Raw genomic sequence first — 25,759 nt, forward strand, 5'->3', positions numbered from 1 at the left:
CGGGAGTATGGATACGCGCCGCCGCGCTGTGCGGCTATGGGGTTAGTATGAAACGCATGAGTGAAACCGTTTCAACCGCATCCAATGCGGCCGGCGCGTGGACGAACCCGCTGCGCGACCCCCGCGACCTGCGCCTGCCGCGTATCGCCGGCCCGTGCAGCATCGTGATCTTCGGCGTGACCGGCGACCTGTCCCGCAAGAAGCTGCTTCCCGCCATCTACGATCTGGCCAACCGCGGCCTGTTGCCGCCGAGCTTCGGCCTGACGGGATTCGCACGCCGCGATTGGACCGAGGACCATTTCAAGGACTTCGTCAAGGAGAACGTGCAGGCGCACTGCCGCACGCCGTTCAAGGAATCGACCTGGAGACAGCTCGCCGCGGGCATCCGCTTCGTGCAGGGCACCTTCGACGACCCCAAGGCGTTCGAACGCCTGTCCGACACCGTGGCCGAGCTGGACCGCGACCGCGGCACGCGCGGCAACCACGCGTTCTACATGTCCGTGCCGCCGCGCGCATTCCCGCAGGTCTCCCGCCAGCTAGCCGACTGCGGTCTGGCGAAATCCGATAAGGGCGCATGGCGCCGCGTGATCATCGAGAAGCCGTTCGGCCATGATCTGGCCAGCGCCAAGGAGCTCGACCGCGTGGTCTCCGAGGTGTTCGACCCGTCGAGCGTGTTCCGCATCGACCATTACCTCGGCAAGGAGACCGTGCAGAACATCCTGGCGCTGCGCTTCGCCAACGCCATGTATGAGCCGATCTGGAACAACAACTACGTGGACCACGTGCAGATCACGCACGCCGAGGACATCGGCGTGGCCGGTCGCGCCGGCTACTACGACGGCATCGGCGCCGCGCGAGACATCATCCAGAACCATCTGCTGCAACTCATGGCATTGACCGCCATGGAGGAGCCGGTCTCCTTCTCCGCCTCCGACCTGACCGCCGAGAAGACGAAGGTGCTCTCCGCCGTGCGTCTGCCCAAGGACCTGGCAGCGCATACCGCGCGAGGCCAGTACGCGGCCGGCTGGCAGGGCTCGCACGAGGTGGTCGGCTACCTGGACGAGAAGGGCATCGACCCCGAATCCACCACCGAGACCTACGCCGCGATTCGCCTGGACGTGGACACCCGCCGTTGGGCCGGCGTGCCGTTCTACCTGCGTACCGGCAAGCGCCTGGGCAAGCGCGTCACGGAGATTGCCGTGGTGTTCAAGCGTGCCCCCCACCTGCCGTTCGAATCGACCGCCACCAAGGAGCTCGGCAAGAACGCCATCGTGATCCGCGTGCAGCCCGACGAGGGCGTGACCATGCGCTTCGGCGCGAAGGTGCCGGGCGGCACCTCGATGGAGGTGCGCGACGTGTCGATGGACTTCGGCTACGGCCGTTCGTTCACCGAATCCTCGCCCGAAGCCTACGAACGTCTGATCCTCGACGTGCTGCTGGGCGACCCGCCGCTGTTCCCCACCACCGAGGAGGTCAACCTCTCGTGGAAGATCCTCGACCCGATCGAGGAGTTCTGGTCGACGCTCGGCCAGCCGCAGCCGTACCGTTCCGGCACGTGGGGGCCGCAGGAGGCCGTTGAAATGCTCGCCCGCGATGGACACCGTTGGAGGATGCCGTGATCATTACCATGCAAGATACCGAGACCCGCGAGATCTCGGCGAAGATCGACGAACTGCACGAGGAACGCGGCGAGGCCGCGCTGGGCCGCGTGCTCACCCTGCTCATCTCCACCAACGAGGCCGCGCTCGAACATGACCTCGAAGTCGCCAACAACGCGAGCCGCGAGCACCCCTGCCGCGTGATCGCCGTCGCGCCGAGCAGCCGCAAGGTCAATCCGGAAGAGGAGGAGCGCCCCACCTTCCTCGACGCCGAGATCCGCTTCGGTTCCGACGCCGGGGCCGGCGAGATCATCGTGCTGCGCCCGCGCGGCGGCCTGGTCCGCCACGCCGACACTCTGGTGATCCCGCTGCTCGTGCCCGACGCGCCCGTGGTGGCGTGGTGGCCGAACGAGGCGCCCGCGAACCTGTCCAAGGATCTGCTCGGCTCCATGGCCAGCAGCCGCATCACCGACGCGATGCATTCCTCGAACCCGCAGCGCACGATGGACGATCTGCGCCGCAACCGTTCCTCCAAGGACGTGGACATGTCGTGGACGCGTCTGACCGTATGGCGCGCGATGATCGCCTCCATGCTCGACCAGCCGCCGCACCTGCCGGTGAGCAACGTGCGCGTGACCGGGCAGAAGGATTACCTGCCGTTGGATCTGCTGGCCGCATGGCTGCGCCTGCGCCTGAACGTGCCGGTGATGATCGAGGAGGACCCGAACGCCACGGCCGTCACCGGCGTGTACCTGACGCGCGGCGACGGCGTGCTGAGCCTGGAACGTCCCTCCACCGACGACGGGTTCGCCGTGATCAGCGTGCCCGGCCAGTCGCCGCAGACCATCAGCGTGCCCGCGCGAACGCTTGAGGAATGCCTGAGCGAGGAGCTTGGCCGCCTCTACCCCGACGAGATCTACAGCGAGGTCGTCTCGCAAGGCCTGGATCTCGTCAAGCCGAAGCGGTAGCCGACCGCACCGGATCGTTGCCGCCATACATGAAAGAACGCTTACCGAAGGAACGAATGTGACAGAACGCAAGACCATCGTCTATCCGAACCCGCAGGTGCTGGCCGAGGCCGTGGCCGCCCGCACGCTGCTGACCATCATCGACCTGCTGGCCGAGCCGGGCCGAACCCGCGTGGACATCGCCGTGACCGGCGGCACCGACGGCAACCGCGTGTTCGCCGCGATGAACGCGAGCCCGCTGAACGATGCCGTGGACTGGAGCCGCGTGCACGTGTGGTGGGGCGACGAGCGCTTCGTGGCGGCCGATGACGACGACCGCAACGCGAAGCAGGCCCGCGAAGCCTGGTACGGCGCGCTTGTGGAGAGCGGGCTCATGCCGGCCGGGAACATCCATGCGATGCCGGCGGACACGCGCGATGCCGAGCTGGTGGCCGCCGCCTCCCCCGAGCAGACCGATGCGGTGCTGGCCGAGGCCGCCGCGGAGTACCAGCGAGAGCTCATCGAGCAGCTGGGCGACGAGCCGGCGTTGGATATCGCGATGTTCGGCATGGGCCCGGACGCGCATTTCGCCTCCCTGTTCCCCGACCATGGCGAGGCCGAGATCAGCGACCCGCACGTGCTGGTCGCGGGCGTGCGCGACTCGCCGAAGCCGCCGCCGCTGCGCCTGACGCTGACCGTGCCGATGATCGCCCGTTCGAGGCACACGTGGGTGTTCACCTCCGAAGAGCGCAAGGCCGGCGCGGTCAAGGCCGCGTTCGCCCGGCGGAACAACCCGCATGCGCCGAGCTCCTATGCCGATGGCGAGGAACTGCTCTGGCTCATCGACGAGGGTGCCGCCTCCGAGCTGTGAGGCCCATCCGGAGTCCATTCGAAACGTCAAATGTGGTGTTCCCACGGTCAATAACCGTGGGAACACCCCATTTTTTTGCTTGTTTTTAGCCGACGCATGATATTCCACCAAGCGTCGCTTCCGTACCGCCTACGGAAGCCAACAACCGCCTACGGAACCGGCTTCGAAGCCGAACTCGGGCATGAACCGCCATACCTTCGCGTGGCGTGACGCATGGGCTCCCCCGCGTCATGGCGAGTCCGCCTGGCTGCCATGACGCCCGCGCACCCGCAGACCGCCACAGCCAGGAACACCCACCCGCCGACGGTACGCCCGTCGTGCAGGTCAGTCGGATCGGGCGCGGGCACGGGAATGCTCACCCGATGCCCGGAGACCAGCAGCCTGTGGGAGTTGATGCCGTACGGGGTGCAGGTCATCAGGGTGAGACGATCCTGCCCGGGAACGATGCGCAGCTGCGTGGTGTCGTTCGGTTCGATCACCGAGATATGGTCCACCTCGTAGGCGAGCGTCTCGTTCATCGTCCTGATATAGACGAAATCCCCTTCGCGCATCTCGTCCAGTCTGGTGAACATCTGCGCCTTCACCATGCCGCGATGCCCGGTGATGACCGCGTGCGTGCTGCGCCCGCCGACCGGCAGGCTGCTGCCGTACAGGTGGCCGGCGCCCAGCGACAATTGCCGATTGCCCGTACCGTGGTAGATGGGGAGGTTCACCGAGATCTTCGGTATGATCACGCTTCCCATCACGCCATGCCCTTCGTTCAGCAGCGCGTTGTACCGCCTGTCCTTGGACGAACGGGAGAAGCCGCCGCCCTGATCGGTGAACGGGTCGATCGCCTCGCCCAGTACCGGCTGACCGGATTGTGCCAACTGTCGGTTGTAGGCCCGTGCGGCCTTGAGCTCGTCGCCGACCCGGGACTTGGGCCACAGGCTCACCCGTTCCTCGGCCGAAGACGCCGACCCGGCCATCGACGAGCTGGAGGAAAGCTGCATCAGCACGGGGATCACCGTGCAGGCGAGCGCCACGGCGGCGAGTATGGCAGCGGCACCGTACATGATGCGCAGCTGTCGTTCCGCCCGCGTGCGCGTGCGCGATGCATTCGTGCCGCCGATCAGCTGGTCGAATGGTTGCGGCGAATATGCCATGTATCTTCCCTCCCCTCTGGTTTCGTCAGTGCGATCAGTGCGGTCAGCACGGTCAGTGCGATCAGTACCGTATACCTATCGTGGTTTCGGTCGTAAGACGGCAAGTCGGCGGGACCGTACGGCGTACCCGTGGTACGCGTCGCATGGTTCCGCCGATTTGCGTGTTTCGGGCAGGCCGGCACTTACCGGAGAGCCCGGCTATCAGACGTGTGCATCGGATGTGCTCACGTCTGTCGCTCGCCGGTTCAGGCGGCGAGCTCCCGCTTCGTCTTACGTGCGCGGATCACGATGATCGCCGCGCCGCCTGCGCACAGCAGCGCCACGATGCCGAGGAGCGCCATGCCCATGGCACCGGTGAGCGGCAGCTGGACGATGCTCTTGACGTTGTGGTACACGTAGCCGTTCGTGCCGTTGGTCAGCAGGCCGCTGGACGGGAGGGACATGTCTTCGATGGAGCCCAGGACGATCTGTCCGTTGTCGTTCTTGATCATGGTGATCTTCAGCTTGCCTGCGGAGCCGGCCCAATAGGTGGCGGGCACCTTGGTTTCCTTGAGGTAGTAGGTGCCGGCGTTCAGCTTGAACTGGGAGAAGTCGACCAGGCCGCCGCTGTTGGAGGTGGCCACGACGGGCTTGTCGTTGCCGTCCTTCACCGGCGTGTTGAAGTCCTTGTCGGAGTACAGGGTGAATTCCGCGCCGGCCAGTCCGGTGCGGTCGTCCTTCACGCCGACCTTGGTGAACGTGAATCCGCCGCGTACCGTGGTGGACGATCCGGTCTTCGCGTTGACGGCCTGCGTCAGGTCGATCGTGCCGGAGTTGTTCGTCACCCCGCAGCTGTCGGGCAGCGGCGTACCGACCAGCATGTTCGCGAAGCCGTCGTATTCGACGGTGGTGTCGCCGGTGTCCTTAATCTGCTTCTTCGGGTTCGTGGTGTCGAAGATCACGTACAGTCCGGGTTCGCTCACGTCCAGGGTCACGGTCTTGTTGGCCTCGTCAAGCTTCACCGTGGAGAGCGGCGTGCCGGTGACGCCGGGGTCGTTGGCGTAGTTGCGGATGAACGTGTCGTTGCGGGTGTTGGCGAGCCAGTTCATGGGGTCGCCCTGGTTGTCTTCGCTGTCGTACAGCTTGTTGCCGGAGTTGTCCTTGATGTCTCCCAGCGCGTTGATGATCGCGGTCTTCGACGCTTCCACTGTCTGCAGGTGCACGGATCCCCCGGTCGGACCGTTGCCGATCTCGTAGTCGGCGACCTTGGCCGCGCTGAACGTGCGGGTGCCGGTCGACTGTTTGCCGTCCCATGTCTTGAAGGCGTCCATGTCGCTGCCCTTGAGCGTGATGGTGTTGCTGGTGGCCGCGCAATCCCCGGCTGGCTTGGTGCCGGTTTCGTCGGCCAATGCGCTGCCGGCGGTTCCCATGGCCGCGAACAGCGTTGCCGCCGCCGCGAATCCTGCGATCCATGTTGTTGTTCTCATTGTCTTCTCCATTCTGATCTGGTAAAGAACAGTTCCTTATCGGGTTCGTATGGGTTTTCTCCCGTGGGTTCGTTGTGTTTACGGATCCATGGGAGAATCCCCGTACGCACGTTTTCTGATATACGCCGCCACGGCCAGTGCGAGCACGGATCCCCCGCCTGCGGCGATTGCCACAGCCGTGAGCAGCAGGGCTTCGGCATGCCCGGTGATGGGCAGCGCGGAGACCGGTTCGGGCCGGTTGGTCAGGCGGTTGCCGTGTATGCCGGACCATTCGCCGTGGCCTTTAAGCACGGTCTGCGCCTTGGGATGTGCTTGGCTGATGGTGAATTCGGCCCACGTGCTGGCGCTGTCGGGCAGCTGGTATCCGCCGGGCGCGGTGATTTCGGTCAACCGGTAGGTGCCCCAGTCGAGGTTGTCGACCGTCAGCCTGCCTGCGGCTGGGTCCTTGTCGCCGGCGCCCGCGCAGGCGGATGCCCCGTTTGCCGTGCAGTCGGCGAAGTTGTTGAGGGAGTCGTTGACCTTCTCCCATGCGCCGGCGCTGTTTTTCCGTTCGAGCCGCCATGTGGTGCCCGTCAGGTATTCCTCGGGCCGGCTGTGGTCCACCTTGCTCCAGGTGACCGATCCGGTGATCTTCCTGTCGCGTACCGTCATGGTGTAGCCGCCGCCCCACCGGTGCACGGATGGGTCCGGCTGCCCTTGCGCGTCGACCGGTCCGTAGTAGGTTCCGGCACCGCAGTTCGTCAGGTAGAAGTCGGTCGTCTTGGTGTTGATCTCGTAGCCGGTCGGCGCTTTGACCTCCTTGACCCGGTAGGCCGTGCCGCATTGCAGCCCCTGCGTTTTGCCGACGACGATCATGCCGTTCCTGTCCGTCACCGCGGTGATCGGCCTGGGCGTGGCCGAGGCGTAGTCGTGGCCGTTCCATGCGAGCAGTTCGAATGTGGCGCCGGCGAGGTCCCGGTAACCGGAGGCGTTGTCGTCGGTTTTGTGCAGCAGGATCGTCGATGTCGTCACGCTGACGCCGCTGCTGCTGATGGCGGCGCTGCTGGCGTTGGCCTTGCCGGCGTCCGTCCATGGCGTATCGGTGAATTGCGCGGTGTTCTTCAGGTCGAATCCGGCGCTTCCCTTGAAGCCGTACCGGTAGCTGATGGTCACCGGTGTGGAGTCCGGCACGTAGACGGTGAGCGTGCCGCCGAGTTTGGCGTCGTTCTCCCGGTAGACGATCGCGTCCGGGGACGGCTGGTAGGTTTTGCCGGCGGGGCAGGCCTGGCCGTTGCCGATCCAGGCCAGGCACACGGTGACGTGCCCCAGGAACGTCACCTGCGGGTTGCTGCCGTCCGGCGCGGCCGGCACCGGTGAGCACGTCCCTGATGGGCAGGGTGTCGGGGTCGGCCGTGCCGTTGTGCGTCTTGTGGCTGGGGTCGATGTTCAGCCCGTACCGGTTGGCGCGCACGTAGTAGGTTCTGGTGAAGCTCTTGCCGTCGGCGGCCCAGTCGGAGTCGACGTTCTGCTTGTCTCCCACACCGGAGTTCGTCTTGCGGAAGTTGGTGGTGACGGTTTCCGATGTGGAGACGGGCGGTATGGTGCCGGAGCGCATCGAGACCGTGTTGTGGTATCCGATCGCCAGGCAGTCGCCAGTGCCGGCGCGTAGCGCGGAATCGGCGACGCAGCCCCTCTTGCTGTCGTATCTGCCTTCCGTCCAGTATGCGCCGTCGTTGACGTCGGGGCCTTTCGCCGCGACATACAGGTAGACGTTGCCCGCGTTCATCAGGTCGCTCGCCTGCTGCGGGATGGTGATCCGGTAGGTCCGGTCGCCGGTCTTTTCAAGCGTCACGCGGTATTGCACGCCCTTGATGTTGGTGAACGTCGTTTCGCCCACGCCGAGCCATTTCTTGTTGTTCGCATAGTCGGAGAACGCGAATCTCACGTCGCGCAATCCCTCGGGCAGGGTCTCGTCGAAGACGAGCGGCGACTTGCGCCAGTTGTCGGTCACGTGGGCGCTGATGCGCCATCCGACGCGCAGGGAGGTTTCGGGGTCGCCACCCGCGTTGATCGTGTAGTCGGCGCCGTTGGCGCCGCATGAGGTGAACTTCGGTGCTCCGGCCGTGGTGATGGGGTCGGAGCAGCCGTCCTTGACCAGGGATGCCGCCTGCACGTTGGCGGTGACGGTGTTGGCGAAGGAGCCGCCGACGCCGGTTCCCGCGGTCGCCGAGTTCCTGCGCACCGACGTGCCGGCGGGGTCGAAGAGGCTTTCGTAGGTGACCGAGGCGTTCGCGCCGGGGGCCAGCACGCTGCCAGCGATGAAGCGGAACGACGTGTAGCGGGTGGTTTCGCCGGCCTGGTCGAGGTCGGTCCAGTTCTTGCCTCCGTTGGAGGACACCTGGATCGTTCCGGTGACCGCCATACCGTTGACGGCGACCTTCAGGCTCGTGCGCAGCAGATTCTTCGTGTACCACACGCCGTTGCCGGTGTCCTGCACGATCCATCCGACGGGAAGATCGCCCTTGCCGGAGTTGCCGACCGTGACGTTCCATGAGGCCAGGGCGCAGCTGCCGTTTCCCACGCCCAACGTACGGCATTCGTCCGCGGAGGGAATCCGCTGGCTGCCGGCCGTCTTGGCAAGGGTGATCCGCGGCCGCAGCGAGTTCCATACGACCGCGCTTTTCGTGTAGTAGTCGCCCTTCTTGTCGGACAGGTAGAAGCGCGAGGTGTTCTTCGAGGCGGGGTGGAGCGCGCTGTTCGCGAAGGTCGAATCGTATTGGAGTTCCAGTGTCTGGCCGGGCTTGACGACGTACGAGTTCGGTTGGAACACCCATTTCCAATAGGTACCGTTCTGCATGGTTCCGGGCTGCCAACGTGCGGCCTTATTGCTCGTCTTGTAGTCGGTGCCGGAGACTGTCACGGGGTATACGTCCAATGTTCCGGCTCCCATCGTTGCGGTGAGCGTCTGGTACAGGCTCGCGATGTCATCGGCGGAATACCATCCCCTGCCGGGTGCGCTGGAGCCGTCGCCGGAAACGTTCTCGTAGGCCATCCAATCCTCGATCTTCACGATCGGCTGGTCTATGGTGCCCGTATTGGCGTATGAGATCCGCCACGTGGCGCGCAATGTGCCGTCCGGCTTCTGCGTGGGCGTGCCGACGGCCTGCTTCGCTGGCGTACCGCTTTTGCGGTACATGTCGATGGTGGTGACGTGCCCGTTGCCGAAGTCCAGGATCGTCTGGCCGGGGTTGCCGCCGGTCACCTTGCTGCGATCCGCCTCGATGTAGAGACGGCCGTTGTCGAGCGGCGCGTTCGCGTTGCTTGCGATGGCCTGGTCGCTGAACGTGATGGTCACCAGCCCGTCGGCGCTGATCGTGTACGCGCCCAGCCCGTCGTTCAGGATGCCGGACATCGTGCTGCCGGTGCCCTTGAATCCCGCGATGCGGTAGTGGAACGTACGGTTGGTCGCGCTGATGGTTCCTTTGGGGATGTTGAATTGCGCGTCGAAGCGGAACTGGGCGATTTTCGTGGTGTAGTCGAACGACACGTGCCCGTTGGCGTCCGCCTGCACATTCAGCCACTGCGTCGAGTTCTGCAGACGGTATTGGACCGCACTGCCGGAGATGCATCCGACGAGTCGACCGGCGGGCTTGCCATGATCGACGGCGGCGCCCGCATCCGTCTGATTCCACGGCTGGCCGCATACGGGTGCCTGGGCGGCGCTCCCCTGTTCGGCGGCCTGCTTGGTCTGCATGCCCAGCCCGGCCTGTGCGACTTGTGTGGTCTGTGCGGTCTTCCCTCCCACGGCGTAGGCCGTGGAAGAGGGTACGCTCATGCCGACGGCCATCACAGCCGCGAGCATCAGCGAAGCCAACCGTGCGATCATGCCTGCCGCCCTTCACATTCAAGCAATCGAAATGCGGTGGATCAACAAGATGGAGTCATGCCCCTCAAAAAAGAATCCATCCGCACCGTGCACCCGTCCCTACACGGGGCACGCCCTTCTGAGCCCCCGATACTAATGCCGCGAATAGTGGACCCCATTGCCGTCTCATTATGTGGAATCACTATGGACGGTTCGCGGAAGTTAACGGAAATCGCATTTCCGTCAAAAACCCAATAATTGCAAAAGGTTAAATAGACAAACATCCAGGAAATGTGAGATTGCTCTCATTAAGGCGCAGCCACGGTGGCTGGCGGGTTCGGTGGCGGCCTGCAATCCCCCATCGGCAGAGCCGCGTAATCCCCCTCCGGGACCGCCATTGGCCGCTCCAGCGCATGATGTTCCGCCAGACGCTGCTTCCGTAGGTGGTTCGGCGTTTCCGTAGGTGGTTGCTCCAAGTATCGAGAATATGAAAAGGCTGGTTTCCGGCCTTTTTCGCGGCGGGTATCCAGCCCCAACCACCTACGGAAGCCAATAACCGCCTACGGAACAAGAACCACACGCATGGGCATGCAAAAAGGCCTCGCGATGCGAGTGTCGGCCGCCCCGGTCATCGAACCGGAATCGCTTCGGTTCAATAGTCGGGGTATGGCCGCAAGGCATCACGAAGCCTTTTGGCTAAAGCTTCCTAGCTTTGTACTGCTCGTACTGCGGAAAGATCAGGCTTCGATCTCTTCGCGGCCCGGCTCGGCCCACAGGGTGTGGAACGCGCCCGGCTGGTCCACACGCTGGTAGGTGTGGGCGCCGAAGTAGTCGCGCTGGCCCTGGATCAGTGCGGCGGGCAGACGCTTGGAGCGCAGGCCGTCGAAGTACGACAGGGACGAGGCGAACGCCGGGGTCGGCAGGCCGTTGATGGCGGCCTGGGCCACCACGTTGCGCCAGGACTTCTCGGCGGTCTCGATGGCGTTCTTGAAGTACGGGGCGAACAGCAGCGACACGTTGGCCTCGCCGGATTCGAACGCTTCGGAGATGCGGTTGAGGAACTTCGCGCGGATGATGCAGCCGCCACGCCAGATGCGCGCCACGGCGGCCAGGTCGATGTCCCAGCCGTATTCCTTGGCGGCGGTGGTGATCTCGTTGAAGCCCTGGGCGTAGGCGACGATCTTGGAGGCGTAGAGGGCCTGGCGGATATCTTCGATGAAGGCCTTCTTCTCCTCGTCGTTCAGGTTCAACTCGCCGCTCGGGCCCGCGAAGCCCTGCTTCTGGGCTTCCTCGCGCAGATCCGCCTCGGAGGACAGACCGCGGGCGAACACGGCTTCGGCGATGCCGGTGACCGGCACGGCCAGGGACAGCGCGGTCTGCACGGTCCAGGTGCCGGTGCCCTTCATGCCGGCGTGGTCCACGATGAGGTCGACCAGCGGCTTGCCGGTCTTCTTGTCGACCTGGTGCAGCACTTCGGCGGTGATTTCGATGAGGTAGGAGTCGAGTTCGGTCTTGTTCCATTCCTCGAACACGTCGCCGATCTCGGCCGGGGTCATGCCCAGGCCACGGCGCATGAGGTCGTAGCTTTCGGCGATGAGCTGCATGTCGGAGTATTCGATGCCGTTGTGCACCATCTTGACGAAGTGGCCGGCGCCGTTGAGACCGATGTGGGTCACACACGGTTCGCCTTCGGCTTTGGCCGCGATGGATTCGAAGATCGGCTTGAGGGTCTTCCAGGATTCATCGGAGCCGCCGGGCATCATGGACGGCCCGAGCAGGGCGCCCTCTTCGCCGCCGGAGACGCCGCAGCCCACGAAGTGCAGGCCGCGCGCGCTGATTTCCTTTTCGCGGCGGATGGTGTCCGGGAAGTAGGCGTTGCCTGCGTCGACGATGATGTCGCCGGGCTCCATGAGGTCGGCGAGCGCGTTGATCATGGCGTCGGTGGGTGCGCCGGCCTTGACCATGATGATGGCGGTGCGCGGCTTGGTGAGGCTGCCGACGAACTCTTCGAGCGTCTTGGCCGGGTAGAATTCGCCTTCGGTGCCGTGCTCGTTCATGAGCTTTTCGGTACGGGCGTAGGTGCGGTTGAACACGGCGACCTTGTTGCCGTGGTGTGCGAGATTACGTGCGAGGCTGCCGCCCATTGCGGCCAAGCCGACGACGCCGACGTTTGCTTCAGCTGACATGCGTTACCTTCCATTGAGCGAGGCGTAAATCAAACGTTCCTTAGTCTATAACCCCGCTTGCCCATTGGGGGTTGGCGTCTCGCTTTCATCGTGCGAGCGGCACGGATCCGGGCGGTGCGAGGACGAGGTTCGATGCCGTGGGCCGGTTCAGCGTTCGATGAGTTCGACGTTCGGTCCGTTGACAAGTATGGCCTGGTCGTCGCGGATGGGGATCATGCGGCGGGTGCCGTCGCTGTGGCGCATGATGTCGGCGGCCGATTCGCCGAGTGCGGGGCCGGCGATGTGCGGCACGATGCTGAAGTCCACGAGCCCTAGGCCGGTGTAGTCCTCCAGGTATGGTGCGGGGTCTTCGCTGTCCATGCGGTTGATGTATTCGATGTTCGGCCCGGCCACTACGGCTCCGGCCGATTCGCCGATGTAGGTCTTGCCTTCCTGCACGGCTTGGGTGATGATCGCGTCCGCGGAGGAATAGCGTAGGGATTGCAGGAGGTAGAAGGTGTTGCCTCCGGTCACGTAGATCATGTCGCTGGAGGCGATGGTGGTTTTGATGTCGTGGTAGGAGGCGACGGCCACGTCGATCTCCCGCACGTTGAGGCCGAGGGCGCGGAGCTTCCATCTGGCCATGCGGTTGAAGAAGCCAGCCGAATCCTTCTTGCTTGCGGTGGTGATGAAGGTGACCGTCTTGCCTTTGAGATCCGGCTCGATGCGTTCGAGCCTGTGACTGACCAGCCCGAACGTGGATGCCAGCATCAGCTTGCCCATTGCCCCTCCCCTCGTCGGTTCGCCGCCACGGCTCGTGTGCGGCGGCGGGATTGCCTGCGTGGATTGCCTATGTGCCCCTCACGCTAGCGGCTTCTCCTTATAGAACTCTGGGCGTGTGGCTCTGGGCTGAATCTCAGAAAAATATGTTCCAACTTTATCTGGCAAGCGGCAGAAGAGCGTGCGTAATCCGTGCTCACGCAAAAGCAAGTTCGCGCGTCAGTGCATCACGCATGATTTGGCTGCGCGTCTCACCACGGCTTTCGGCACGTGCGTCCAGCGCATCCCTCTGGGCTCGCGTCATCTTGAATGTGACGCTTACCAATTCTTCGCTGTCAAGCGAGGGCCTGCCCTGCGGGCGCACGACCCATTCACCCGGAGTTCCGGGGTATTCGCCACGTTCGGCCTCATCGGCCATGCGTTCGAAATCCTCATCACTAAGCGTGACACCGCCCTTGAGCTTGTATTCCATCTTGGACTCCTTTCTAGAGCTCCAGTTCCCTTGCCATCTTCTTGGTGAGTCTCATAGCGTGGTAGACAATGAATCCTCCGTTTTCCTGCTCCGCCAGCAACAGTTCAATCAGGTTGCCTGATTCGTCGGGTCCGGCCGCCGCATAAATACAGGGGATGTCAAAATTACGGCGTCTAACCGCCATAGCGTTATGCCACGCGCATCGGATGTCGTCTTCCGACAGCCCGTGCTTTAATGCACGGAACAGAATCGTGATCTCGCCCTCCAATGACCCTCCATATGCCAGTTTTAATTGTCTTACTTTATTGTAACATGATATCGTAAGATGCATAGATGTCGTTATGGCGAAATCGCTCGCTTTTCCCAATCCGCGCCTCCAATGCACTGAACATTGGATGCGAAGTTATCCATTCCGGATACCCACAAACCGCACTTGAGAACGAGTCCCATCACCCCACGCCCATCCCCTAGAATGGACATACCAACGTTGGGAAAGCTAGGGGGACGATATGGCGAACTCATTCGACGGGGCAACCATTTCGGATATGCTGCAGCTGGCCGAATTCACATCATGGCTGCGCAGATCGTCGCGCGACCAGGCATGCGTGCTGGTCTCGCAGAAGCAGGACGGTAAGCCGGTCGTGCCAATCGACGGGATCCGCAAAACCGTCGGCGCGCGTGCGGCCACAGTCCTGCTGTCGAACACCGTCCAGCACAGCGCCAGGAACCAGCTCGGCACTCTCAACGCCTACCACGGCGCAATACGCGTCTTCCCCGCCGGAGATGAGTGGACGCACGATCCGCGTCTCGTCCGGTTCATCAGAAGCGACCTGTCGCCCACGGAATTCCTGGAATCGATCGACGAGCAGCTGAACATCATGGCGGAGAAGGCGGCACAGCCCTCCCCCAAGGCACCGCAATCCGTGCCTGCCGGCTCATGGAAGGCATCAAGCCGCCGGACCGCCGCGCCCAATGAAGCCGCCATGGAACCGGAACGACCAAGCCTGGCGGATGTGCGCGGCGCATACAAGCTGTATCGCATCGACGCGGAACATGCCGCACTGTGCCGGGACTTCATCCTGAGCAAATCCCGCGAGATCCCCTGCATCCTGGTCTCCAAAGCGGAAGGCGAGGCCAGGCCGTACCTCGACATCAACGAGCTGCTGGACGAGATCGAAGACGATGCCGCCGTATTGGAGATCACGGATCAAAAGACCAGCGACCTGCTCAACGCATGGCTTCCCTCATGGGCGAGGGCATACGACGGCGCATGCCGGTTCCTGCCACCCCACGCGTCGAACGCGGGCGCCAGACTCCGCAGACTGGAATCCCCCGAAAGCAGCCCACAAGCCGTGGCCGTGCTCTCCGAACTGGTCTTGAACGCCGCATACCGCGACGGCTACACCGTCGGCGGCGATGCCGATACCCGCAATACCAACAATGCCGGCAATCCCAGCACCGCCAACACCCCGGCCAACGCCGCCGGCAGCACAAAGCACGCGCGTTCCGCGCAGGAGCCGATGGCGAGCGCGACCGTGGAAAGGCTGTTCGGCGATGTCGCGTATGTGCGGGCCGGCGATGGTTCGATATTGAGGACCGATGTGTCTGCACTGGCCGAGCAGTCCGGTATTGCGGCGGATCGGCTGGTGTGCCGGGGCCAGGTTGTGCAGGGCAACATTGTCGGCGGTGATGATTTTGCCTTGGTGCCGCGGTGGGTTCCGGCCGCACGCGCTTTGGCCGAATACGTGGAGGGTTCCACGGTTGTGGGCTTGGCTGCCGCCGTGTATGCGGATCTGCTGGTGGTCATGCTGTACCCTGCGTTGGAGGATGCGCCGGCGGTGGAGGTTCGTGTGCATGGGCCCGAACTGTTGGCTGGCAGCGGCATTGATATTCATACGGATCTGCGCCGCAGCGTAACGAAAGGCCATCCGATCGCTTTGCATGTCGAGGGGCGCGCAGGTGGCGATTGGCTGTTCTCCCTGCCTGCCAGCGATGCCGCGCTGGTTCGCCCTGCGAGTCTGATGGAGGGTGGCCCGCAATGGCTTGATTCCACGGGTGCGTTGGATTATCTGGCGAGGTTACGTGAGAATCGTTCGCTGGCTACGGTGCCGGTGGACGACCTGCTTGATTCGGTCGATTCGATGGATGCGGCCAGAAGCACTATCCGCGCATTGCATGCGCAGTTGTGCGATGCGGAGCAGTTGAATCGCGAGTTGGATTCGGCGAACGAAAGCCTGCGTAAGAGCAACGGCAATCTGCGCAGGAACAATCGCGATTACGCGAAGGCTCAGGATGATGCGAGCCCGCTTGCCCCGTTCACGGGATTGTTCCCCTCGATCCGTGAGGAGATCGATTGGCAGTTGCGTGCGCAGTCGCTGCTGCAGTTCAGCGTTGCGGAACGGCTTGCACACCCGCTGGACGACTGGTCGTATGCGCCCGACTTCTTCGATTCGCTGGCCGAATGCGAGCATGGCGACATGTCTCGCATGTCGCTGTTGAGAACCATGCTGTTCGTGCTCATGGGGCGCGATGATCTCAATGGCGCCAGGGCGCATCGCCTGCGTGAGGGAAGCGGCGGCGACGATGCCGACCGCCTGGACGAGCATGGCAACTACATCTACCGGGTGAACGTGCATGGCCAGTACCGCCTGCACTACACGCACGATGCTGCCCATCACGTCACGTTCAGATCCGTCGGCACGCACGACGCCGAACTCCGGTAGGTCCAAATCAGGAAGATTCAGCTTCAAATCCCTCCCCGCCATAGGCGAGTATGGTGGAGCCCATGCAGTATGTATTCGAGGCTTCCGATATGTCGTGCGAGGTGCCGGAAGCCGATTCGTTCAAGACGATATTCGAGGGATTGTCATTCGCCATCGGACGTGGCGAGATTGTCGATCTTGTCGGCCCGTCCGGTTCGGGCAAAAGCAGTCTGCTTACCGCGTTCGCCCAGCTGAATCCGCATGCGCGTGGCTCCATGAAGCTGGATGGCCGCGCGGCAGACGAGTTCACGCCGCAGCAGTGGCGCAGACAGGTGGCGTATTTGCCGCAGAAGGCACTGCTTACCGGTTCCACCGTGGCCGAGGCGATCCGTCTGCCATGGACGCTGCGCATCCGCAATACGGATGCTGGCGCGAACCGTTCCTCCCGCCTGCGTCGCCTGTTCTCCCGCCAGTCCCCCGACGCCCAGGCGAGAACGATGCTCCCCGATGAGCGCATCCGCGCCACGCTCGACAGCATCGGCTGCGAGGACATCGACCTCGATCGCGCCCCGCACGATCTGTCCGGCGGCCAGGCGGCACGTGTGAGCCTTGCGCGCACGCTGCTCACCGATCCTAAAGTGCTGCTGGCCGACGAGGTGGACGCCGGGCTCGATGACGAGAACGCGGACAAGGTCGCGACCATCATGGCGCAATCCGCGGCCCGCGGCATGGCCATCATCCGCATCAGGCACCGACCGCCGGACGGCCGAGCCTCGCGGATCATCACATTGGACGGCGGCACGCTCGCCGAAATGTACATGACCGGCCAGGGGAACGACCGGCACAACGCCCAGGAGGCAAGGGCATGAGCGGCAACTACTATTCGATCGACATCTGGGGCTTGCTCGTCGCGCTGGCGATGGTGGCCGTGGCGGCCGGTATCTCCGGCCTGATGCGTATGGGCATCGGCAAGACGCTCTTGTGGTCGGCTTGCCGTGCGCTGCTGCAATTGTGTGCGATGGGCTTCATCATGGCCTTCGTCATCCATTCCGGCAACCCGTGGTTCGTGCTGCTGCTCATCGCGTTCATGCTCATCGCGGCGGTGCAGATCACGCTCTCCCGCGCCAAGGGCGTGCCGAAAGGACTCGCCGGCCCGGTGCTGCTGAGTCTGGTGCTCACCATGCTCATCATGATGTCGCTGGTCACCGAACTGGTGATCCGCCCGCACCCTTGGTATGCGCCGCAGCTGGTGGTGCCGCTGACCGGCATGCTGCTGGGCAACACCGTGTCCGCGACGGCCGTGGGGTTGAGCCGTTTCTTCGAAAGCATGCGCGAGCGCCGCGACGAGGTCGATACGCTGCTGGCGTTGGGTGCCACCGCGTGGGAGGCGGCACGGCCGAGCATGGTGTCGTCGATCCGTCTGGGCTTGATGCCGACCACCGCGTCGTTGGCGTCGGCAGGCATCGTGACGGTGCCGGGCATGATGGCCGGTCAGATCATCGCGGGCGGCGATCCGATCGATGCGGCGAAATACCAGTTCATGGTATTGGCGTCCATTGCGGCGCTCACGCTGCTGACCGACAGCATCATCATGGCGATGGCGTATCGCAAGTGCTTCACCTCGCTCGACCAGTATCAGCCGATCGCGAAGTGACGATATAACCGCCGTCCGCCGACCGTTATTCCGGCCTTTCCTCGGTGCCCGTTGCCGTTTTGGCAGCGGGCACCGTCATTTCGAAGAGGCGCGTCTGCGACTGCAGCACGCGGAACACCGCCTGCACGTCCCGCATGAGTTCGGGAACGGTGAATTCGCCGCCCGACTGCAGAACCATATGCATCTGCGCCGTGGCAAGATTGAAATAGATCACGGCCTGACGCTCCGTGTCCGCCGGGTCCTGCCCCGTCGGCATGGCAAGACGCTTGTAGAAGCCGACCAGCAGATCGAACAGCCTGTCCCTGAATCCCCCGACCGAAGTATGCACCTCCCACAATGCCAGCACTTCGTTCCTGCGACCAAGCAATGCATTGCACAGCATCGTGAAGTGCTCCTGCGTGGGATCCTGCCGGAACCGTTCCGCGCCGGCGATGAGCTGGTCCGCAAGGCCGTCCATCATCCGCACCGCCAGATCGTCCTTGTCCCGGTAATGGTTGTAGAAGGTCTTGCGGTTGATCATCGCATGGTCGAGGATGTCCTGCACAGTGACGCGCTCATAGGACTTCTCCCCGAGCAACGTGATGAACGATTCGCGGATCAACCTGTCGGTCTTCAGCACACGCAGATCCTTCCTGCCTGTGAATCTTCCGCTCGTCACGGTCGCATCCGCATACCCGCTGTTCGACCTGTCAGTCATTTCCTTCACGACGTCCTCCAGCTTTCCTCATTCGGTGCGGCACCGACACCGAATGTGAGAATTCCAAGAATTTCTCCACAATAATATACATTCTGTGTATTAAGCAATGCTTTATGCCAATATGTCCATTGTGGCATGCAATGCACATGAATAGATTCCTTGCTTGGCAGCCGGGCGTTCCCGGCATTCATACGACCCATACGAAAGGCAGTCATATGCCCAAGCAACTGAAAAACCCGAAGGCCCTCGCGCCGCTCGGCGTGATCTGCGTGCTCCTGACGCTCTGGAGCTGCATGTTCTACCCCATGCTGCACGCCACCCCGAAGAACATCCCGTTCGCCATCCTCTCGCTCGACAAGGGTGCCAAGACAGCCGCAGGGACGGTGAACGCCGGCAAGACGATGGTGCAGAAGATCACCTCGGCAACATCCGCGAGCGATGGCGACTCCCCGATCGCATGGACCGAATTCAAGACAAGGAACGCACTCGACAAGGCCATGGACGACAACGACTACTACGCCGCGGTCGTCATCTCCAAGGACTTCACCGCCAAGCAGGTCGCCGCGAAGCAGGCCCAGACGCAGGCCATCGCCAAGCAGGTGCAGGCGCAGATGGAAGCCAAGATGAAGGCACAAGCCCAAGCCCAGGCACAGGGTGTCGCTCCGAATGCCACGGCCCAGAACGGCACATCCACGGCAGCCCCATCTCCCTCCGCGCTGGCACAGTCCACGACCGCCACAAAGGACATGCCGGTCGTCACCATCATCACCAACAGCGCAAAGAACCCGACCGTCACCCAGAACATTACCGCCTCAATCACCTCCACGCTGAAACAGGCTGGAGTGAACGTCAAGACCTCGGCCGTGCACGACTATGGTCTGGGAAACGCATCCGGCTCGGCCATGCTGGCCCAGCTCACCGTGGCGCCAACCGTTTTGATGTCCGCCGTCTGCACGCTCATCATGTATCTGATGACCAAGCCACGCAAGAACGCCTCCCGTAAGGAACGTCTGATCACTGTGGGCGTCCAGGCATGCTATGCGGCCGTCCTGTCGCTGTGCGTGGCCGGCGCGACCTGCTTCCTGATCACCGTTGTGGGCGGCATGACCATCCCGGTCGGCGCGGTGCTGCCGTATCTGTGGATCTGCAGCTTCTGCCTGATGCTGCTGGTGCTCGGCATGGCCACCATCGTCCTGCCGTTGGCTGCACTTGCGATGCTGACCGTCATGTTCACGATGAGCACGGGGTACACCGCGTTCGAGGCGCTGCCGGCATTCTGGCAGGATTGGATCTACCCGTGGACGCCGGCACGCTATATCGCGGACGGCATTCGATCCATCGTCTTCCTCGGCCAGGGCGCGTTCAACTCCACATTGGTCCCGCTTGCGGTGTGCGCTGCAATTGGTCTGGTCGCCGCCGGCATCGGCATGGCCGTGCAATGTGGCAGGAAGGCACCGGCGCGCGGCTGAAGCGACATGCAGCCGACGGCTATGGGGATATGATGAAGTCGAACGTCAAACGTTTCGAGGAAACGTCACGCGAGACGACATCCGACAAGTGAGCAAAGGAGCCAAACATGGCAACAGCCGAAGGAAAGCACATCGCGATCGTCACCGGAAGCGCCCTGGGTCTGGGCTACGAGCTGGCACGTCAACTCATCGGCAAGGGCTGGTTGGTGGCCGGCATCGACTTCAACGCCGAACGCCAGGCCGAACTTGCCGACCAATTCGGTTCCGACAACTATCGCGCGTTCGTCGGCGACGTTTCCGACGAGACCTTCGTGAACGACGCCATCGCCAAAATCGCGAAGCTCGGCCATATCGACCTGCTGATCAACAATGCCGGCCAACCGTCGTTCAAGGTGCCGACCGGCTACGTCGCGGCCGACGTGGATAAGTGCCTGAAGGGTCTCAAGGGCATGATCCTGTGGAGCGTGGCGACATTGAAGGCATGCGGCGAGCAGGATCTGAAAATCGCCAACGTGATGAGCACCGCCGCCACGCGCGGCAACGCCAACGAATCCGTATACTGCGCGACCAAGTGGGGCGAGAAGGGCTACACGCAGAGCCTGAAGGCCGCCTACAAGGGCACGAGCGTGAAGGTGGTGGGCGTCTACCCCGGCGGCATCGACACCGACTTCTACCGCGACAGCCACGATTACGTGTCGCTCGACAAGCAGCACTCCTTCATGAGCCCGGCCGAACTTGCCGAGGTGATCCTGTTCAATCTCGTCAACGAGGCGAACCTCACCGTCTCCGACATCCTCATCGAACGCAACTACCGGTAGCGCTTCGACACCGCTAACAAGAAAAAACCCTTTCCCGAAAACACGGGAAAGGGTTTTTGTTTGGCGTTATACGCACTTAGCTATGCGGTCATATTGCCGTATCACCGCATCAGCGTCGCGGTGCCACAGCGCGCGTCACAGCACGTCCGGATCATCCTTGGCGATGGTACCGGTGGCCTTGCCGATGGCCTTGAGACCGTGGTAGGCGACGAGCACCACGACGGTGCCGATGGCGATGCCGTTGAACGAGATGCCGTTGACGGTGAACGCGAACTGGCCGATGGCGATGATCATGGTGATGGCGGCCACCATGATGTTGATCGGCTTGTCGAAGTTGACCTTGTTCTCGACCCAGATACGGATGCCGATCATGCCGATCATGCCGTAGAGCAGGGTGGTCACGCCGCCGAGCACGCCGGCCGGAATGGTGTTGATGATCGCGCCGAACTTCGGGCACAGCGACAGGATCAGGGCGAAGCCGGCCGCGCACCAGTAGGCCGCGGTGGAATACACCTTGGTGGCAGCCATCACGCCGATGTTCTCGCCGTAGGTGGTGGTGCCGGAGCCGCCGCCGAAGCCGGCGATGGTGGTGCCCAGGCCGTCGGCGAACAGGGCGGTGCCGATCTGGTCGTCATAGTCACGACCGGTCATCTGGGAGACGGACTTGACATGGCCGACGTTCTCGGCGACCAGCACGAGCACCACGGGGATGAACATCGGCAGGATGGAGAAGTCGACCTGCGGGGTGTGGAAGTGAGGCAGGCCGATCCATGCGGCCTTGCCGATGGCGGAGAAGTCGACCTGGCCGCGGCAGCATGCGTAGATGTAGCCGATGATCACGCCGAGCAGAATGTTCAGACGGCCCAGCAGACCCTTGAACAGCACGGCCACCAGCAGCACGGCCAGCAGGGTGACGATGGCGGTGTCGGGCGCGACTTTGAAGTTGTTCCACACGCTCGGAGCGAGGTTGAAGCCGATGATCGCGACGATGGCGCCGTTGACGACCGGCGGCATGATGATGTCGATCCACTTGGCACCCGCATAGTGCACGACGACGCCGATCAAAGCCAGCAGCAGACCGGTGACCATGATGCCGAAGGAGGCGACGGCGATGCCCTTGTGCGCGGTGGTGACCGCGGTGATCGGGGCGATGAAGCCGAACGACGAACCCAGGTAGCTCGGCAGCACGTTCTTGTTGATCAGCAGGAACAGCGCCGTGGACATGGCGGTGAAGAACAGGGTGGTGGACGGGTCGAAGCCGGTCAGGATCGGCACCAGGAAGGTGGCGCCGAACATGGCGATCACGTGCTGTGCGCCGATTTCCGCGGTACGCGGCCAGGTCAGGCGCTCATCGGGTTCGACGACCTCGTCCGGCAGCAGCGTCTTGCCGTCGCCATGAAGGTTCCATTGGAAAATATTGCTCATCTTTTCTCTCAATCGAGGATCAGGGCGCGGCTCTTGCCGTCCGCGCACTGAGCGTCCATTGTAATCGAGGCGTTGTCAGAGCAATTTCCGGGCCGGAAACCCTTCCGAAACACTTGGCGGGCAAGGCTCCCGGCCAAACCACACCGGTACCAGTCGCCGCCATGCCGCATCCCTCCCGTCACGTGAGAGGAAATCACAGATGCGGGATCACAGATGCGGGTCGACGGCGTGCACCACGTCCACCAGATCGCCGTTGGACAGCAGCGGGCGCTTGAACTCGCGCCACGGCTCCACCTGGACCTCCCACTTGCCGGTCTGCTCGTTCAGCACCGGGCGGGCGGTCTGCTCCCAGCGGAAACGCTTGCAGGTGCGGCCCGTCTGCGGGTCCCTGCGCGAATAGTGCAGGCATGTGCAGTTCGTGATCCGCCAGTCGGGTGAGTCGGCGCGATGCATGAATTCCTCGTCGGACAGATCCTCCAAGGTCAGCATCAGGGCGAGCATCAGATCGCCATGGCTGACCATGACCACGGATTCCGCGTCGGACTTGCGGTTCAGCGAGGTGAGCAGGTTGTGCACGCGGTTCTCCGCCACATCGGCGATGGATTCGCCGGCGGGCGGGCACCAGTACAGCGGATCGGTGTTCTTGAACAGCCAGTTGCGCTTGTAGTTGGTGCGGAACTCCTCCTTGGTGATGGTGCTGACCTCGCCCCACGAGCGTTCGCGCAGCACGCGCGTCTCCTCCCACTTCGCCTTCGGCAGGGCCATGGTGGCCGCCGTCTCGCGCGTGCGCACGTACGGAGAGACGAGATATCGGTCGAACAGCTCCTGCTGCGCCACCAGCCAGCGCCCGATGCAGTCGGCCTGCTTGCGCCCGGTGGCCGTAAGTCTCCAGGACCGGTCCGGCACCGTCACATTATCCTGCGTATACAGCGAGTTGTCGCCTTGCTCGCCCGCGTTGATGATCACATTCGCTTCGGACTCGCCGTGGCGAATCACATACAGATCCAATGGCATTCCCATAATCGTGTATTCCTTACCTCAATAATCGTGTTCGTCGTTGAATATCTCTACCGTAACCGATAACGCCGTTGATCGGCGGTATTGTTGCGCCCCGAGCGAAGAATTCGCCGGAGCGACGCACTGCGTTCATCATCGGCTCCGAGTAGGGCGCCCGGCCGGGTGCGGCTATTCGGGCCAGATGCCGTTCTGCGCATACTTTCTGCGGTACTCCCCCGGCGTCATCCCGGTGTGCTTCTTGAACACCTTGGTGAAATGGCTCTGCGACCGGTAGGCCAGGATGCGGGCGATCTGCGCGAACCCGTACTCCGAATATTTGAGCATGTTCTCCGCGGCCTCCATGCGCTTGTCGGTGATGTAATGGGAGATCGTCGTGCCCGTTTCGCGAGCGAACAGCTCGGAAAGATACGTGGGGTTCAGGTGCACATGCTCGGCGAGGATGGGCACGGTGATCCGCTCGTGCAGATGATAGTGGATGTAGTCCATGCATTCGTTGACGGCCTTCGAATGGGTCTCCGTCTTCTGCATGTCGGCCATGGCCCATGTGAAGAACGTCATCATATCGGTGTGCAGACGCCGCACGTCGTCCGGGGTCTTGCATTTCTCCAGATCCTGGATGTACAGGTCGGACGCGTTGTAGGCGTCCTCCTCGTCCATGCCGCCTTCGATGGCGAAGCGGGTGGCCAGCGTGATCGTGGTGACGAAACGGTATTTCACATTGAGCAGCGGATTGTCGGACAGGTGACCGTACAGGCCGGAATCCCACAGCCTGGTGCTTTCGGCGATCGCGTTGATGTCGCCGGAACGCATCATGTCGTACTGCTTCATCTCCTCGACATAGCGATGGTGACGGACCCTGTCCTCACGCGACAGAAAGTCGAGATACCCAAGTTTCGCCTCGTTGACGACCGCCATATGACAGACCTCCATTGGTACAATCCTCGGCACAACACGACGATTATACACAACCGGCCACGTCGACTCGCGTAAGGCGAAACGACGTGGCCGGCTGTCGGGTGCGGGGCCGAGTACAGCGGCACCCATATGGAACGAGGTTCAGCGCATCCGGTTCAGCGCATCAGTACATGCCGTAAGACATCCTGGCGAGCGACGCGGTGAAACCGCCGAGCACCAGCCCGACGATCAGCACGATGGCCAGCAGCGTGGTCACCATCTGCACGATCATGGCGAGGATCCAGCCCCAGTGCGGGTCGCGCTTGGCGGTGGACTTGCCCTGAGCCACGACGACGGGCTGCCACATGGAGAACAGACCCAGGCCGAGCAGCTGCAGCGGCACGGCGAGGATATGCAGGCGGACAAGGCTCAGCACGAACACGAGCAGTTCGAGCATGACCCATGGCATGAGGCGGCGGGCATACTCGTCGTGGAAGCTTGCGAACTTCTTGGTGTCGCCAAGCACCCTGCGGCCGAGCAACGCGAAGAGGATGTAGGCGTAGAGCATCAGGAACATGGCGATCCACATAACGACCAGCACCGAGGGCAGCGCCGACCTGTAGTAGCGGGTCGAGCCGATCAGCGAATCGGCGAAGGACGCGCCCTGGGCGACCCACAGCGTGATGTTCGCCGAGATCATGAACGTGAGGAACGCGGTGACGACCCAGCTGTACCACTTCTTCATCGGCTTGTCCTGGGAGGGGTGGAGCAGGGCTTCCTTCAGCCAGTTGAAGAACGTGCGGCTTTCCGCCTCGAATGCGGAGGGCTGCTGAGGCGTGGCCGGAGCACCCTGGAACTGCTGCTGGTAGGCGGGCTGCTGCATGGGGGCGCCGTTCTGGAACTGCGGCTGGGCTCCCTGCGCGGCGGGCTGGGCCATCGGCTGCTGGGGCTGCACGGGTTGCTGGGGCTGCTGGGTAGCGTACTGCTGCGACGCATACGGCTGGCCGGCCTGCGGCTGCGGCATGGGCTGGGTGAACTGGATAGACTGGATGGGCTGCTGGTTAGGCTGCTGCGGCAACGGCTGGGTCTCCTGTGCAGAGGCCGCCACCTGCGGCATGACGCTGGTGGCCAGCTGGCCTTCCTCCTGGGCGGTCTGTTCGATGGCAACTGTGGCGTCCGGATCCTCGATGGCGGCGACGGACTCGACGGTCTCGACAGACTCATCGGTCGTCTCGGTTGCGTCGGTCGTTTCGGTTGCGTCATCCTGCGGCGTCTGGTCGGCGTCCGCATTGTTCTCGGGTTCACCGGGCACGGCCTCGAAAGCCATGGTCGGGGCGACGCTCTCGGCATTTCCATCGGCAACAGCCGAAGTCGCAGCTGCATGCTCAACGGGTTCCGGGCCGTTCTGCGGTATGGCTGGCTGCATGTCCTGGAACGGGTTGCCACAGTGGCGGCAGAATCGCGCCTCTTCGGGATTGCCGAACTGGCAGTGCGTGCATTGCTTCATATATTCCCCTTGCTTGTTTGACTGGTATTGCCGATCAGTCGAATCCGCCCACGCGGGCCGTGAAACCATAGGAATCTCCCCATACGGCGCCCGCTGCGCAACCGGAAACGATGCCTAGACCAACCTACCTGCGCCCCGTAACATACCGGCGCGCCGCACATGGCTCGCCCAAGTGGCTTATCCCGTTGCTGCATCATTCGTATGAATTCCTATGGCCGACTCGTCCGGAAAACGATTTGGCTTCAAAATACCTCTCCGTCAAAGACCAAGTACAGCACCTTTGTCGCT

The 25,759-nt window shown here is 63.1% G+C and carries 22 protein-coding genes and 1 pseudogene; 10 read left to right on the plus strand and 13 right to left on the minus strand.

What is annotated here, in order from left to right:
* Nucleotides 1–56: 56 nt before the first annotated feature.
* Genes zwf through pgl form a run of 3 tightly spaced genes read left to right on the plus strand, consistent with a single transcriptional unit; the run spans nt 57 to nt 3,416 of the window.
* The gene (gene zwf, locus G1C98_RS04925; protein WP_205831890.1) at nt 57–1,619 is read left to right on the plus strand and encodes a glucose-6-phosphate dehydrogenase; all 1,563 of its coding nucleotides are present in this window, start codon (nt 57–59) and stop codon (nt 1,617–1,619) included.
* On the plus strand, nt 1,616–2,566 hold the full coding sequence (locus G1C98_RS04930) for a glucose-6-phosphate dehydrogenase assembly protein OpcA (RefSeq protein ID WP_169079807.1): 951 nt from the start codon (nt 1,616–1,618) through the stop codon (nt 2,564–2,566). Before zwf ends, G1C98_RS04930 begins: the two co-directional genes overlap by 4 nt.
* 58 nt (nt 2,567–2,624) lie before the next feature.
* Nucleotides 2,625–3,416, plus strand: coding sequence for a 6-phosphogluconolactonase (gene pgl, locus G1C98_RS04935; protein ID WP_169079809.1), 792 nt, complete (start codon nt 2,625–2,627; stop codon nt 3,414–3,416).
* 149 nt (nt 3,417–3,565) lie between these two features.
* Here pgl and G1C98_RS04940 read toward each other — a convergent pair whose 3' ends face one another.
* The 4 genes and pseudogenes from G1C98_RS04940 to G1C98_RS09520 all read right to left on the minus strand — a co-directional run.
* Nucleotides 3,566–4,561, minus strand: coding sequence for a class C sortase (locus G1C98_RS04940; RefSeq protein WP_169079810.1), 996 nt, complete (start codon nt 4,559–4,561; stop codon nt 3,566–3,568).
* Nucleotides 4,562–4,806: 245 nt separating this feature from the next.
* Nucleotides 4,807–6,027, minus strand: coding sequence for a prealbumin-like fold domain-containing protein (locus tag G1C98_RS04945; protein WP_169079812.1), 1,221 nt, complete (start codon nt 6,025–6,027; stop codon nt 4,807–4,809).
* A 78-nt stretch (nt 6,028–6,105) separates the two neighbouring features.
* On the minus strand, nt 6,106–6,318 hold the full coding sequence (locus G1C98_RS09340; RefSeq protein WP_240944910.1) for a hypothetical protein: 213 nt from the start codon (nt 6,316–6,318) through the stop codon (nt 6,106–6,108).
* Between the two features lie 48 nt (nt 6,319–6,366).
* Nucleotides 6,367–7,377, minus strand: a pseudogene (locus tag G1C98_RS09520) (MSCRAMM family protein); the annotation flags it as partial.
* 716 nt (nt 7,378–8,093) lie between these two features.
* Here G1C98_RS09520 and G1C98_RS09525 point away from each other — a divergent pair.
* Together G1C98_RS09525 and G1C98_RS09530 are read left to right on the plus strand one after the other, a co-directional pair.
* On the plus strand, nt 8,094–8,282 hold the full coding sequence (locus G1C98_RS09525) for a hypothetical protein (protein ID WP_169079816.1): 189 nt from the start codon (nt 8,094–8,096) through the stop codon (nt 8,280–8,282).
* A 935-nt stretch (nt 8,283–9,217) separates the two neighbouring features.
* A complete protein-coding gene (locus tag G1C98_RS09530) occupies nt 9,218–10,129 on the plus strand; it encodes a hypothetical protein (protein ID WP_169079817.1) in 912 nt (303 codons plus the stop codon).
* 479 nt (nt 10,130–10,608) lie between these two features.
* Here the strand turns inward: G1C98_RS09530 and gndA are convergent, their stop codons facing one another.
* The 4 genes from gndA to G1C98_RS04980 form a co-directional block, all read right to left on the minus strand.
* Nucleotides 10,609–12,057, minus strand: coding sequence for an NADP-dependent phosphogluconate dehydrogenase (gene gndA, locus G1C98_RS04965; RefSeq protein ID WP_169079819.1), 1,449 nt, complete (start codon nt 12,055–12,057; stop codon nt 10,609–10,611).
* 147 nt (nt 12,058–12,204) lie between these two features.
* A complete protein-coding gene (locus tag G1C98_RS04970; protein WP_169079821.1) occupies nt 12,205–12,819 on the minus strand; it encodes a Type 1 glutamine amidotransferase-like domain-containing protein in 615 nt (204 codons plus the stop codon).
* Between the two features lie 193 nt (nt 12,820–13,012).
* Nucleotides 13,013–13,288, minus strand: a complete 276-nt coding sequence (locus tag G1C98_RS04975; protein ID WP_169079823.1) for a ribbon-helix-helix protein, CopG family — start codon at nt 13,286–13,288, stop codon at nt 13,013–13,015.
* A gap of 13 nt (nt 13,289–13,301) precedes the next feature.
* Nucleotides 13,302–13,556 (minus strand): hypothetical protein, encoded by a 255-nt coding sequence (locus tag G1C98_RS04980; RefSeq protein WP_169079825.1) that lies wholly within the window; start codon nt 13,554–13,556, stop codon nt 13,302–13,304.
* A gap of 241 nt (nt 13,557–13,797) precedes the next feature.
* Between G1C98_RS04980 and G1C98_RS04985 the strand changes: the two genes are divergently transcribed.
* From G1C98_RS04985 to G1C98_RS04995, 3 genes are all read left to right on the plus strand, one after another.
* Nucleotides 13,798–16,011 carry a hypothetical protein gene (locus G1C98_RS04985; RefSeq protein ID WP_169079827.1) on the plus strand — a complete coding sequence of 738 codons (2,214 nt, stop codon included), beginning with the start codon at nt 13,798–13,800 and terminating at the stop codon, nt 16,009–16,011.
* 62 nt (nt 16,012–16,073) lie between these two features.
* Nucleotides 16,074–16,859, plus strand: a complete 786-nt coding sequence (locus G1C98_RS04990) for an ABC transporter ATP-binding protein (RefSeq protein WP_169079829.1) — start codon at nt 16,074–16,076, stop codon at nt 16,857–16,859.
* Nucleotides 16,856–17,644 (plus strand): ABC transporter permease, encoded by a 789-nt coding sequence (locus G1C98_RS04995; protein ID WP_169079831.1) that lies wholly within the window; start codon nt 16,856–16,858, stop codon nt 17,642–17,644. The genes G1C98_RS04990 and G1C98_RS04995 overlap by 4 nt, the downstream gene beginning before the upstream one ends.
* 25 nt (nt 17,645–17,669) lie before the next feature.
* Here the strand turns inward: G1C98_RS04995 and G1C98_RS05000 are convergent, their stop codons facing one another.
* On the minus strand, nt 17,670–18,341 hold the full coding sequence (locus G1C98_RS05000; protein WP_169079833.1) for a TetR/AcrR family transcriptional regulator: 672 nt from the start codon (nt 18,339–18,341) through the stop codon (nt 17,670–17,672).
* 215 nt (nt 18,342–18,556) lie between these two features.
* On the opposite strand from G1C98_RS05000, the gene G1C98_RS05005 reads away from it, so the two are divergent.
* Together G1C98_RS05005 and G1C98_RS05010 are read left to right on the plus strand one after the other, a co-directional pair.
* Complete coding sequence (locus tag G1C98_RS05005; protein ID WP_169079835.1) at nt 18,557–19,810, plus strand: YhgE/Pip domain-containing protein; 1,254 nt, start codon at nt 18,557–18,559, stop codon at nt 19,808–19,810.
* A 107-nt stretch (nt 19,811–19,917) separates the two neighbouring features.
* On the plus strand, nt 19,918–20,628 hold the full coding sequence (locus tag G1C98_RS05010) for an SDR family oxidoreductase (protein ID WP_169079837.1): 711 nt from the start codon (nt 19,918–19,920) through the stop codon (nt 20,626–20,628).
* 135 nt (nt 20,629–20,763) lie between these two features.
* On the opposite strand, the gene G1C98_RS05015 is transcribed toward G1C98_RS05010, so the two are convergent.
* The 4 genes from G1C98_RS05015 to G1C98_RS09270 form a co-directional block, all read right to left on the minus strand.
* Nucleotides 20,764–22,053, minus strand: a complete 1,290-nt coding sequence (locus G1C98_RS05015) for a uracil-xanthine permease family protein (protein WP_169079839.1) — start codon at nt 22,051–22,053, stop codon at nt 20,764–20,766.
* A 207-nt stretch (nt 22,054–22,260) separates the two neighbouring features.
* The gene (locus G1C98_RS05020) at nt 22,261–23,073 is read right to left on the minus strand and encodes a histidine phosphatase family protein (protein ID WP_169079841.1); all 813 of its coding nucleotides are present in this window, start codon (nt 23,071–23,073) and stop codon (nt 22,261–22,263) included.
* Between the two features lie 165 nt (nt 23,074–23,238).
* Nucleotides 23,239–23,985, minus strand: a complete 747-nt coding sequence (locus tag G1C98_RS05025) for a helix-turn-helix domain-containing protein (RefSeq protein ID WP_169079842.1) — start codon at nt 23,983–23,985, stop codon at nt 23,239–23,241.
* A gap of 163 nt (nt 23,986–24,148) precedes the next feature.
* Nucleotides 24,149–25,471 (minus strand): zinc ribbon domain-containing protein, encoded by a 1,323-nt coding sequence (locus G1C98_RS09270; protein WP_205831892.1) that lies wholly within the window; start codon nt 25,469–25,471, stop codon nt 24,149–24,151.
* Nucleotides 25,472–25,759: the final 288 nt, after the last annotated feature.

Origin of the sequence: Bifidobacterium erythrocebi (assembly GCF_012932675.1) — a bacterium.
Taxonomy (GTDB): Bacteria; Actinomycetota; Actinomycetes; order Actinomycetales; family Bifidobacteriaceae; genus Bifidobacterium; species Bifidobacterium erythrocebi.